Origin of the sequence: Gordonia rhizosphera NBRC 16068, from assembly GCF_000298195.1 — a bacterium.
Lineage (GTDB): Bacteria > Actinomycetota > Actinomycetes > Mycobacteriales > Mycobacteriaceae > Gordonia > Gordonia rhizosphera.
Window position 1 is genome coordinate 1 of the sequence record NZ_BAHC01000228.1, and the last position, 11,175, is coordinate 11,175.

General features: G+C 68.5%; 9 protein-coding genes. 5 read left to right on the forward strand and 4 right to left on the reverse strand.

Annotated features, from left to right (window positions below):
• The 5 genes from GORHZ_RS27100 to GORHZ_RS27120 all read left to right on the forward strand — a co-directional run.
• The coding region (locus GORHZ_RS27100) for a DUF3556 domain-containing protein (RefSeq protein WP_006338876.1) at positions 1-1,187 on the forward strand (1,187 nt) is incomplete at its 5' end.
• Complete coding sequence (locus GORHZ_RS27105) at positions 1,184-2,656, forward strand: phytoene desaturase family protein (protein WP_006338878.1); 1,473 nt, start codon at positions 1,184-1,186, stop codon at positions 2,654-2,656. The genes GORHZ_RS27100 and GORHZ_RS27105, both read left to right, overlap by 4 nt.
• The gene (locus tag GORHZ_RS27110; RefSeq protein WP_006338881.1) at positions 2,653-3,954 is read left to right on the forward strand and encodes a PucR family transcriptional regulator; all 1,302 of its coding nucleotides are present in this window, start codon (positions 2,653-2,655) and stop codon (positions 3,952-3,954) included. The genes GORHZ_RS27105 and GORHZ_RS27110 overlap by 4 nt, the downstream gene beginning before the upstream one ends.
• 72 nt (positions 3,955-4,026) lie before the next feature.
• Positions 4,027-5,469, forward strand: coding sequence for a glycosyltransferase family protein (locus GORHZ_RS27115; protein WP_040533786.1), 1,443 nt, complete (start codon positions 4,027-4,029; stop codon positions 5,467-5,469).
• Positions 5,466-6,044, forward strand: coding sequence for a GNAT family N-acetyltransferase (locus GORHZ_RS27120; protein ID WP_006338889.1), 579 nt, complete (start codon positions 5,466-5,468; stop codon positions 6,042-6,044). The genes GORHZ_RS27115 and GORHZ_RS27120 overlap by 4 nt, the downstream gene beginning before the upstream one ends.
• A gap of 29 nt (positions 6,045-6,073) precedes the next feature.
• On the opposite strand, the gene GORHZ_RS27125 is transcribed toward GORHZ_RS27120, so the two are convergent.
• The 4 genes from GORHZ_RS27125 to GORHZ_RS27140 all read right to left on the reverse strand — a co-directional run.
• The gene (locus GORHZ_RS27125; protein ID WP_006338891.1) at positions 6,074-7,072 is read right to left on the reverse strand and encodes an acrylyl-CoA reductase family protein; all 999 of its coding nucleotides are present in this window, start codon (positions 7,070-7,072) and stop codon (positions 6,074-6,076) included.
• Between the two features lie 10 nt (positions 7,073-7,082).
• Entirely contained in the window at positions 7,083-7,457 is a 375-nt protein-coding gene (locus tag GORHZ_RS27130) for an HNH endonuclease (RefSeq protein WP_040533788.1), read from the reverse strand.
• A gap of 177 nt (positions 7,458-7,634) precedes the next feature.
• Positions 7,635-9,254, reverse strand: coding sequence for a glycosyltransferase family 87 protein (locus tag GORHZ_RS27135; RefSeq protein ID WP_006338895.1), 1,620 nt, complete (start codon positions 9,252-9,254; stop codon positions 7,635-7,637).
• Between the two features lie 43 nt (positions 9,255-9,297).
• The coding region (locus GORHZ_RS27140; protein ID WP_006338896.1) for a transglycosylase domain-containing protein at positions 9,298-11,175 on the reverse strand (1,878 nt) is incomplete at its 5' end.

Consider the following 11,175-nt stretch of genomic DNA (forward strand, 5'->3'; position numbering starts at 1 on the left):
CCGAGCAGTACCTCGCGGCGCTGTTCGTGTTCGCCGCGGCCGGGTCGGTCGTCGACATGATCGTCGCCGCCAAGATCTTCATGTTCGCCAGCTGGTTCGGTGCCGGTATCTCCAAGCTCGGCCGCCACTTCAGCCCCGTCGTCGCCGCGATGGCGTCCAACACGCCGTGGATCACCTCGACCCGGTTCAAGCGCAGCCTCTACCGCGACTTCCCGCGTGACCTGCGGCCGTCGCACGTCAGCGGTGCGATGGCCCACGGTCTGGGCACCATCGTCGAACTGGCGCTGCCGGTGATCCTGCTGTTCTCCACCAACAAGTGGCTCACCCTCGCCGCGCTGATCGGCATGCTCGGATTCCACATCTTCATCATCTCGACGTTCCCGCTGGCCGTGCCGCTGGAATGGAACGTCTTCTTCATGTTCTCGGCCTGGTTCCTGTTCTGGCTGCATCCCGCCGGGGACGGGTACGCCGTCACCGACATGAGCACCGGCTGGCTGATCTTCGCCATCGTCGCGGCCGCAACCTTCCCGATCCTGGGCAACCTCCGTCCCGATCTGGTCTCGTTCCTGCCGTCGATGCGGCAGTACGCGGGCAACTGGGCGTCGGCGACCTGGGCATTCCGCGGCCGGGAAGCCGAGGAGAAGCTGAACACGCACCTGATCAAGTCCAACCTGAACCAGGTCGACCAGCTCACCGCCGCCTACGGTCCCGAGGTCGCCGAGATCTTCATGCAGAAGGCGGTCGCGTGGCGGACGATGCACTCGATGGGACGCGCGCTGATCTCGCTGCTGATGCGCCACACCGACAACCTCGACAACTACGTCATCCGCGAGGCCGAGTTCGTGTGCACCACACTGATCGGCTGGCAGTTCGGTGACGGCCACCTGCACAACGAGAACACCATCGCCGCCGTCCAGCGCCGCTGCAACTTCGCGCCGGGTGAGCTGATCATCAGCTGGACCGAGTCGCAGCCGATCCACAAGAACTACGTGGAGTACAAGGTGATCGACGCCGCGATCGGTGTCGTCGAGCGGGGCACGTATGTGGTGAAGGACGCCACCGAGGAGCTGCCGTGGCTGCCGAACGGTCCGATCAAGCACACCATCACCTGGACACGTCCGGGCTATGTCGCGCCGTCGGACGGCTCCGCCTATGTCATGCCTGAGCAGCCTAAGGTGGGTGCATGATCCAGGGCGTCGTGGTCGGCAGCGGGCCGAACGGGCTCGCTGCCGCCATCACGCTGGCCGCCGCCGGCGTCTCGGTCACCGTCCTCGAGGCGGCCGAGACGCCCGGCGGCGGCACCCGGTCGTCGGAGGCCACGGTCCCCGGGCTGCTGCACGACGACTGCTCGGGATTTCATCCGCTGGCCACCGACAACCCGTTCAGCCGACGGTTCGATCTCACCGCACACGGACTGCGGTGGGCGGTTCCGAATGTGCAGTACGCGCATCCCCTCGACGACGGGCGCGGCGCGGCGGCCTACCGGTCGGTCGACGAAACGGCCGACCGTCTGGGTGTCGACGGCGGGCGCTACCGGCAGATCTTCGGACCGCTCACCGACCGCTTCGACGCCATCGCCACAGAGTTCCTCCAGCCGATGGTGCACCTGCCGCGGCATCCGGTCGCATTGGGTCGCTTCGGGGTGTTCGCCGCGCCGCCGGCGACCTGGTTGGCCCGTCTGTTCCGCACCGAGGAGGCAGCCGCGCTGTGGGCCGGGGTCGCGGCGCACGCGTTCCACCCGCTCTCGACGCCGTTGTCGTCGGCGATCGGCGCCGCGCTGGGCACCGCCGCCCACCGCTACGGGTGGCCGGTCGCCGTCGGGGGATCACAGGCAATCAGTGCGGCGATGCTGTCGCTGCTGGAATCCCTCGGCGGCCGCGTCGAAACCGGGGTGACGGTTTCCGCGCTCCCCGACCTCGGCTCCCCCGACATCGTGCTTCTCGACACCGCACCCGCGGCTGCGGCGGCGATTCTCGCTGAGCGACAGCCCCCGCGCGTGGCGCGGGCCTACCGGCGTTACCGGCACGGGCCGGGCGCGTTCCAGGTGGCGTTCGCGGTGCGCGACGGTGTGCCGTGGTCGTTCGCCCCGGCCCGCGAGGCGGGCACGGTGCACGTCGCGGGCGATCTCGCCACGGTGGTGGGCGCCGAACGCGACGTGTGGCGGGGTCGGATGCCGACGCAGCCGTTCGTCCTCGTCGGACAGCAGTATCTCGCCGACCCGGACAGGTCCGACGGTGACCTGCACCCGGTGGACGCCTACGCTCACGTGCCGGCCGGGTTCACCGGCGACGCCCGTGGGCTGATCACCGAGCAGATCGAACGGTTCGCGCCCGGGTTCTCCGAGCGCATCGTCTCCGCGACGGTGCGCCCCACACCGGAGATCGTCGCCCACAACGCCAACTACGTCGGCGGGGACATCGTCACCGGCGCGAACACCGCGCGCCAGCTACTGTTCCGGCCGCGGGTCGCGGTGAACCCCTACGCGACCGGCGTCGACGGGGTGTACCTGTGTTCGGCCGCCACCCCGCCCGGGGCGGGGGCGCACGGACTGTGCGGCTGGCATGCGGCGCGCTCGGCGTTGAAGCAGCGCGGGCTGCTCGACGTGTTGGACCGACCGAGTATCGGATCGCATGCCGGCGACGGGAGCAGGAAATGAACAGCGGGTCTCTACAGCGTCGCCTCGTCTCCCCCGACGCACCCGAGGCGCAGGAGGTCCACCGGCTCGTCTCGGTGGTGGGTGACCGGCTCCAGGACCGGTTCGCCGAGATCAACGCGTCGATGAACAGCGCCATCGAAGCCGGGATGGACGAACTCAACGAACCGGACCTGCTCGACATGCTGCACGCCAGCGTGGAGGGCAACATCGCGACGATCCTGCACATGATCCGCAACGACATCCCGCTCGATCACGTGCAGCCGACCACCGCGGCCACCGAGTATGCGGACCGGCTCGGGCAACGCGGCATCCCGGCGTCGTCGCTGCGTCGGGCCTATCACTTCGGGTCCGACGACCTGCTCGCATTCATGTTCGAAGAGGTGCAGGGTCTGGACTGCAGCCCCGAACTGCAACTGCGGGTGCTGCACCACCTGTCGGGCTGGATGCACAAGTACGTCGACTGGATAACGCGGGTCGTCCTCGAGGTGCACGAGGAGGGCCGCCGTTTCTCGGCCGAGCAGAACGCCACCGTCGTCTCAGCCATGGTGACCAAGGTGCTGCGCGGCGACGATGTCAGCGCCCGGGAGTTCGCCGCACGGACGGGATATGCCCTGGAACGTCCACATCTGGCGGCGACGCTGTGGATCGACCGGGCCAACCCGGGAACCGACAACACCACCGTGCTCGAATCCGTCGCCCGCGACCTCGCGGCCCGGCTCGGCTGCCCGCGGCCGCCGCTGTGCACCGTCGTGGACCGCAGCACCGCGTGGGTGTGGTTCGCCGCCCCGGCCGACCATGATCTGTCCACCGGAGCGATCCACGCCGTCATCGAGACCATCCCCGGCCTGCGCGTTTCGCTCGGCACCTGCCAGTCCGGTGTCGACGGATTCCGCGCCAGCCACTTCCAGGCCGAGGCGGTCAAACCTGTCGCGATCATCTCCACCAATCCGGCGATGAGCGTGGTCAGTCATGCGACGGAGGGGATGGCCGTCGTCGCGGTGCTGGCCCGCGACCTCGACGCCACCCGACAGTGGGTGCACGACGTGCTGGGTCCGTTGTCGGCGGACACCGATGCGGCGTCAAGGCTGCGGGAGACCGTCGGTACCTTCATGAGCACCGGCAACAGCTATGTGGCCACCGCCGAACGGCTGAACATGCACCGCAACACGGTCAAGTACCGGCTCGGCCGGGCCACCGACGAACTCGGCCGGCCGTTGTCGGAGCGTCGTCTCGACACCGAACTCGCGCTGCACGTCGTCGAGATCCTGGGGTCGGCCGTGCTCGGTCCGGCGCACTGACGACTGCGATCTGGCCCACGCAGACGGCACTGGATGATGTTGCCCGGCCGGTGACCACTTAGCCTGTAGGCCATGTCCGCATCCCCTGCTGTACCGGCTCGCATCGGTCACACGTTGCTGGCCGGTCGTGGCCGGATGGTGCTCATCCTGCTGGTCTCGCTGCTGACCAGTTCGTTGGCGATGGTCTGGAGCTACCAGGCGAAGATCAAATGTGGGGGTGCGCCGTTCCTCGATGAGGGCCGCAGTGCGCACTGGCCGGTCGGCGATCCGAATGCGGCGATCCCCTGCTACTCGGATCTGATGTTCCTGTGGTTGGGGCGCGACATCAACAACCACGTGTTCCCGTACATCAACGGCGGCATCACCCCTGATGGGAAGCTCTTCGGCGGCGTCGTCGAGTACCCGGTGCTGTCGGGCATGTTCATGTGGGTGGGCGCGATCGGCGCGCACACCGACACCGAGTTCTTCCAGCATTCGGTGGCGCTGCTGGTCCCCTTCGGCCTGGCGATCACGGTGATGCTGGCCTTGATGACCCGCTGGCACGTGATGTGGTGGGCGGCGACCCCGCCGCTGGTGCTCTACGCGTTCCACAACTGGGAGCTGCCGGTGGTGGCGACCGCGGTCGGCGCGGTCGCGGTGATGGCGTGGGGGTCCACGATCAGTCCCCGTACCGGTGATCGACGACTCTCGGTACGGACCGCGGCGATTCTGGCGGCGGTCCTGCTCGGAGTCGGGTTCTGTCTGAAGCTCTACCCCGGGTTCTTCGTGCTGCCGCTGGCGGCGTACGTCCTCACCTACGGCACCGCCCCCGGTCCCGACGGTGAGCCGCCCCTGCGCCGCGGGTTGGACTGGGTCGGCGCGCTCTGGGTCGCGGCGGCGGCGACCCTCACCGTCGTCGCCATCCAGCTTCCGTTCATGCTGGCCGGCTTCGAGGGGTGGAAGGCGGCGCTGTCGTTCCAGGGCAAACGCAAGGCCGACGTCGACACCAACTCCATCTGGTACTGGGGGCTGCGGCACTTCACCGGCGGGCAGAACGACACCTACAACACCCTGGTGGGGTTGCTGTCGCCGATGCTCATCGGCGTGGCGTTCGCGACCTCGGTCTACCTGGGCTGGCGGCTGTATCGGCGGGATGGTTTGTACCCATGGATCGGGGTGTCGGCGTCGATGCTGGCCGGGTTCATGGTCTTCCACAAGGTGCATTCACCGCAGTACACGCTGTGGATCCTGCCGTTCTTCGTGCTGCTGCGGGTCCGGTGGCCGGTCATCGTCGCCTACCTGGCCGCCGACCTCGCGCTGGACCTGACCATCTTCCGGCTCTTCGGCATCTACACGTCGGGGTCACCGATGAAATGGTGGGTCATCACCGGCGTCAACGTCGGGGTGTGGGTACACGCGGTGTTGCTGGTGTATCTGATCGTCGCGTTCGTGCGGGCGCCGCTGCGGGAACCCCTCGCGTCGTTCGGGCGGCGGGCCCGTCCTGCCGAACCGGACCTGGTGCCAACGCCGTCATGAGTGCCTGGCTCGGGAGCGGTCCACTCGTGGCGGGGCGGGTGACGCTCCGGCCACTGACCGTCGACGATGTCGAGGCGCTGGCACGCGTCGTCGGCGATCCGACGGCGTTCCGTTGGACGGCGGTACCCACCGACCTCGCGTCGAGCCGGGCATGGGTGCAGGCCGCTCTCGCCGACCCAGAGCGCCGCATCGCGTATGCGGTCATCGACAACACCGACGGTCGCGTCGTCGGGTCGACAAGCTACTACGACATCGATCCGGCGAACCGCGCCGCCACGATCGGGTACACCTTCTACGCCGACGACGTGCAGGGCACCACGGTCAACCCGACCGCCAAGTTCCTGTTGATGCGGCACGCCTTCGAGGACTGCGGCGCCGTGCGGCTGGTGTGGCACACCCACGAGAACAACACCCGGTCGCGCGCGGCGATCGCCAAACTGGGCGCGACGTTCGAGGGGCTGCTGCGCAAACACCGGCGCTTCGGTGACGGATGGCGCACCACCGCGCAGTACGCGATGATCGACGACGACTGGCCGGTGGCGAAACAGCGGTTGCTGGAGCGGATTTCGGACTGAGGGGCCCTGCGAGTCCGGTGCGGCTGAGGTCAGAAGCCTCCGGCGACGACGACCCGGGTGCGGCCGGTGACGCCGCCGCGCAGGATCGTCTTGATGGATTTCGGTAGTTCGGCCACCGCGACGTCGGTGGTCAGCGCTTCGAGGTGCGGGGGTTTGAGCTCGGCACCGAGCTTGGCCCACAGGGCGCGGCGTGGTGCGATCGGTAGTTGCACCGAGTCGATGCCGGCGAGGGTGACCCCGCGCAGGATGAACGGGTGGACGGTCGTCGGGAGGTCGGCGCTGCCGGCGAGTCCGGACGCGGCGACGACGCCACCGTAGTTGAGCGTGCTCAGCACGTAGGCCAGCGTGGTACCGCCGACGCAGTCGACGGCGGCCGCCCACAGTGACTTGCCGAGAGCCCGCACCTTCTCGCCTTCTTCGGGCACCCGTCCGATGATCTCCGATGCCCCCAGCGTGCGCAGCAGGACGGCGGCGTCGGGTTTGCCGGTGGACGCGACGACCTCGTAGCCGGCGGCCGCCAGCAGGTCGACGCTGACGCTGCCCACGCCGCCGGTCGCGCCGGTGACCAGGACCGGGCCGTCGGACGGGGTGATGCCGTGGCGGACCAGCGCCTCGACACTCATCGCCGCGGTGAACCCGGCGGTACCAATCGCGGCGGCCTCGGCCGCGGTCAGTCCGGACAGTTTCACGACCTTGTCGGCGGGGAGTCGGGTGGTGTCGGCGTATCCGCCGTGGCGGGCGGTGCCGATGTCGTAGCCGTGCGCGACGACGACGTCACCGGCGGCGAACTCCGGTGATGTGCTCGAGCGGACGGTGCCGGCGAGGTCGATGCCGGGGATCAGCGGATACGACCGCGCGACACCACCCTTGGGTGTCACGGCGAGCGCGTCCTTGAAGTTCACACTCGAATACTCGATCGCGATCTCGACGTCCCCCTCCGGGAGGAAGCTGTCGTCGACGATCTCCGAGATCAGATCGATGTTGCCGTCGTCGTCCTGATGCGCCACCAGCGCGTGCACTTCACCCATACTGCGAACCCTACTGAAGTGGGTCGGCGGTGGGGTCGGATGCGGCGACGACCGAGGATTCGCGGATGGTGAGCAGGCGACGTAGGAACAGCTCCTCGTCGAGCCCCTTGCGGCGCATCCACGAGGTCACCTCGGTGTTGCACTTGCTGGCGTTGCATGAGCGGCAGGCCGGCACGATGTTGAGTTCGGTGTAGCGACCACCCACAGATAACGGCTGGATACAGTCGCGCTGGAGGACGGAGTCGGTTCGTCCGCAATAGGCGCACCCGCCCCACGCGGCCTTGATTGCAGTCCACTGCGACGGACTCAGGTCGTTGTCGGCGAGGCGCATCCGACGCTGCCGACGACGACCGGCTCGTGCTCGCCTCGAACCCCCGCGTGCCATGCGGAGATCGTAGACGCGGGATCGTCGACGGTGAGTGAGGCACGGCGTCGGAGTGGGTGCCGTCGGCCGAGATTCGGGTGCCGTCGGCCGAGATTCGGGTGCTGTCGGCGAGATTTCGGGTGCTGTCGGCGGGGATTCGGGTGCCGTCGGCGAGGATTCGGGTGCTCTCGGCGGGAATCAGGATGCCGTCGGCGACATCTCGGGTGCCGTCGGCGGGGGCGGGGTTTCGGGGGCGCGACGCAGCCCGTGCAGGGTGAACCGGTCAGGGGCGCCGTCGAGGACACCGCCGGCGGGGTCGTCGAGCAGTTCGTCGGGGCGAGAACGCGACCCGCGGCGGATCAGGTCCTCGGCGGGGTTCCAGATCTGCCACAGCACCACCGCACACAGCGCGACCACCATGATCGCCCGAACAACGATGGCCACGGTGAACCACTGGTCGGGCAACCATCGTCGATCGGGGTCGAGATACAGCGACATCCGCGGAATCCAGACCAGCGCGTCGACGATCATCCACGCGAACAGCAGCCGCGTGTGCGGGATGGCCAACACGGCCAGCGGCACCAGCCACAGCGAATACTGCGGACTCCACACCTTGTTCACGAGCAGGAAGCCGGCGACCATCAGGAATGCCAGCTGCGCCACGCGGGGCCGCTGGGGTGCGAGCAGACCGACCGCGACGACGCCGAGCGTCACCAGGATCAGGCCGACGAGCGAGATCGTGTTCAGCACAGCGGAGTTCCAGTTGAATCCCACCGTGGACGAGATGACGCCGTAGAAGCTGTCGGCTTCGGCGGGCCGGTCGGTGTTGTAGCGGAAGAACTCCCACCATCCGCGCGGATAGGTGATCAGGATCGGCAGGTTGACCACGACCCACACACCCAGGGCCGCCGCCGCGGCCTGCATGAACTCGCGGATCCGGCCCGCGCGTAGGCACAGGACGAGCAGCACCACCAGCAACAGCACGGGATAGAGCTTCGCCGCGGTGCCCAGACCGATGAACACCCCGGCGAGCCAGGGTTTGCGGCGCGCCCACGACAGAATGGCCAACGCCACCATGGCCGTGGCGATCGCGTCGAAGTTGGTGAAGATGTGCACGATCACCAGCGGCGACAGCGCCGCGATCCACGTCGCCCACATCCGGGTGCGTGCCGTGAGCGCGGTGGCCCAGATGGTGACCAGCCAGAACAGCGCCAGGCCCAGTGCCACGAGGTTGAAGAACAGCACGACCTCGAGCGCCGCGGGCACACCCCACTTCTCGTGAGCCGATTCCCAGGCGCTCGCCAGCCACGCGACGCCGTACATGTAGAGCCCGGTGATCACCGGATACTCCATGTAGCGCTTCACCTGCGTACCGTCGGGCCCCTGCTCGTACCAGTAGGTCTTGTACGGGAAGGCGCCGGTGTCGAGCTTCTCGGCCCCGAACAGGCCGATGACATCGGAGTAGCAGAGATTCGTGTACTGGCGCTGGTTGTCCCAGTTCAGACGCAGCGACGACCCGGTCTGTGAGTTCGCGTCGGCGGGCGCCTGCTGCAGACAGCCCGCCTTCCCGAACCAGCCGAGGGCCAGCGTGCACAGGGCCAGCGCGAACACCACCCGCAGTGGTGTCCAGGACCGGCTGCGCCCGACGGCGGCGTGCCGGCCGACCGGACCACCCACCATCGTCGAGGCCCCTTCGACCACGACATCGGTGCGGGAGGGCAGCACGCGATCGGTGTCGACGCGCGTGTCGTCGGCGAGATCGACGGGCGACTCCCAACCGGGGTCGGCCGCCTCGGCGGGCGGCACGCCACCCGGCATCTGCGCTGTGCTCGAGTTCTCAGTCGCCACTGGTCACGGATGATCAGCCGAGCGGGGGTGGCTCCGGGACGCCCCCGTATTGGCTGCCCCCGTCGGTGGTGCCGCCGCCGGTGCCGTTGTCGGTGGTCGGGCCCGTGCCACCTCCGGTGCCACCGCCCGTGCCGCCGCCGGTGTCACCACCGGTCCCGCCACCGTTGTCCGGTTGGGCGTTACCCGGTAGCGGGATCGTCAGGCCCGGTGCCAGGGTGAGCCTGTTGTCACCGTTGGGGTCGAGGGGCGTCTGCGGGCCCGTGCTCGGCGACCCGCTACGGGGCGCGTTCGCGTCGGTGGTGACCGGCGGCGGCTCGTACGGGATACCCGCCTGGCCGCCGACCGCCGCGGGCTCCGGGAACTGCTTGATCGGTTTGCCCTCGAGCGCGCCGTTCATCGCGGCCTGCCAGATGTCGGACGGCAGCATGCTCCCATAGATGTTCGAGCCGGCGTAGTTGGTGATCGCGGTGCCCGCATCGGTGCCGACCCAGACGGCCGTGGACAGCTGCGGCGTGTAGCCCACCATCCAGGCGTCCTTGTTCTGCCCGGTGTCGCCGAGCTGCGCGGTACCGGTCTTGGCCGCCGACGGACGCGACCCGAGTTCCGAATCGTAGAGGGAGTGCCCGTTGGAGTAGGCCGCGATCGGCTCGAGCGCCGCGGTGGCGTTGTCGGCGACCTTGGCCTCGAAGACCCGCTTGCCGGTGTTCTGCTGACGGTCGAAGAGCACCTCGCCGTCGGCGGTCTCCACCTTCTGCACGAAGTAGGGCTCGCGGTAGACACCGGACGCCGCCAGCGTCGCATAGGCCGAGGCCATGTCGAGCACCCGAGACGGGTACTGACCGAGGACCACGCCGCCCTCGACGAGGCCGTTGGGCTCCTGCAAGGTATGCGCGATGTCCCCGAAGCTCTCGGCGACCCCGGCCTTGTGGGCGGCGTCGGCGACCGCTTGGGCCTGACCATCGAGGTCCATCATCAGCCGGTAGTAGACGGTGTTCAGCGACATCTTCATCGCGGTCGCGAGGTTGCACGATCCGCAGCTCTCGCCGTCGGAGTTCTCCACGACCAGCCCGCCAGGCGCCTGGTAGGGCGCCGAGCTGTAGGTCTTCGAGAGCGGGATGTCCTGTTCCAGCGCGGCGAGCAGCGCGAAGACCTTGAACGACGACCCGGTCTGCAGACCCGCCTGCGCGTAGTCCCAGCCGTTGGCGTCGTTGCCGCCGAAGTAACCCTGCACCCCGCCGGTCCGCGGATCGATCGAGACAACCGCGGTGCGCAGCTTCTTGGGCTCACCGTCGAGCTTGCCGTTCGCCGCGGCGACCACCGACTTCTGGACCTGCTGGTCGATCGTGGTGGTGATCCGCAGACCCTCGGTCCGGACCTGCTGCTCGGAGATGTTCAGCTTGCCCAGCTCCGCGAGCACCTGACGCTTGATGAGACCGTTGGGTCCCGGGGTGTCGTCGGTCTGCGGGCGCGACGCCGCCACCTTCGGGTACGTCATCGACGCACGCTCGGCCGCGGTCAGCGAACCGGTCTCGACCATCCCGTCGAGCACGTAGTTCCACCGGGCATGTGCCGCCTCGGCGTTGATCTCCGGGTCGTAGTAGGAGGGCGACCGGATGGCGGCGGCGAGCACTGCCGCCTCCTCGACGGTGATGTTGCGGATGTCCTTGCGGAAGTAGGCCTGCGCCGCCGCCGACACACCGTAGGCGCCCCGCCCGAAGTAGATCGTGTTCAGGTAGGCGGCCATGATGTCGTCCTTGGACCACTCGTTGGACATCTTGGTCGCGATCGCCAGCTCCTTGAACTTGCGCTCGTAGCTGTGCTCGTCGCCGACGAGGGCGTTCTTGACGTACTGCTGGGTGATGGTCGAACCGCCGCCGGCCTCACCGCCGTT

What these genes read in the sequence shown, in the direction of transcription:
- GORHZ_RS27105 (WP_006338878.1), top strand. Translation starts at nt 1,184, where the DNA reads ATGATCCAGGGCGTCGTGGTCGGCAGCGGGCCGAACGGGCTCGCTGCC.
- GORHZ_RS27110 (WP_006338881.1), top strand. Translation starts at nt 2,653, where the DNA reads ATGAACAGCGGGTCTCTACAGCGTCGCCTCGTCTCCCCCGACGCACCC.
- GORHZ_RS27115 (WP_040533786.1), top strand. Translation starts at nt 4,027, where the DNA reads ATGTCCGCATCCCCTGCTGTACCGGCTCGCATCGGTCACACGTTGCTG.
- GORHZ_RS27120 (WP_006338889.1), top strand. Translation starts at nt 5,466, where the DNA reads ATGAGTGCCTGGCTCGGGAGCGGTCCACTCGTGGCGGGGCGGGTGACG.
- GORHZ_RS27125 (WP_006338891.1), bottom strand. Translation starts at nt 7,072, where the DNA reads ATGGGTGAAGTGCACGCGCTGGTGGCGCATCAGGACGACGACGGCAAC.
- GORHZ_RS27130 (WP_040533788.1), bottom strand. Translation starts at nt 7,457, where the DNA reads ATGGCACGCGGGGGTTCGAGGCGAGCACGAGCCGGTCGTCGTCGGCAG.
- GORHZ_RS27135 (WP_006338895.1), bottom strand. Translation starts at nt 9,254, where the DNA reads ATGCCGGGTGGCGTGCCGCCCGCCGAGGCGGCCGACCCCGGTTGGGAG.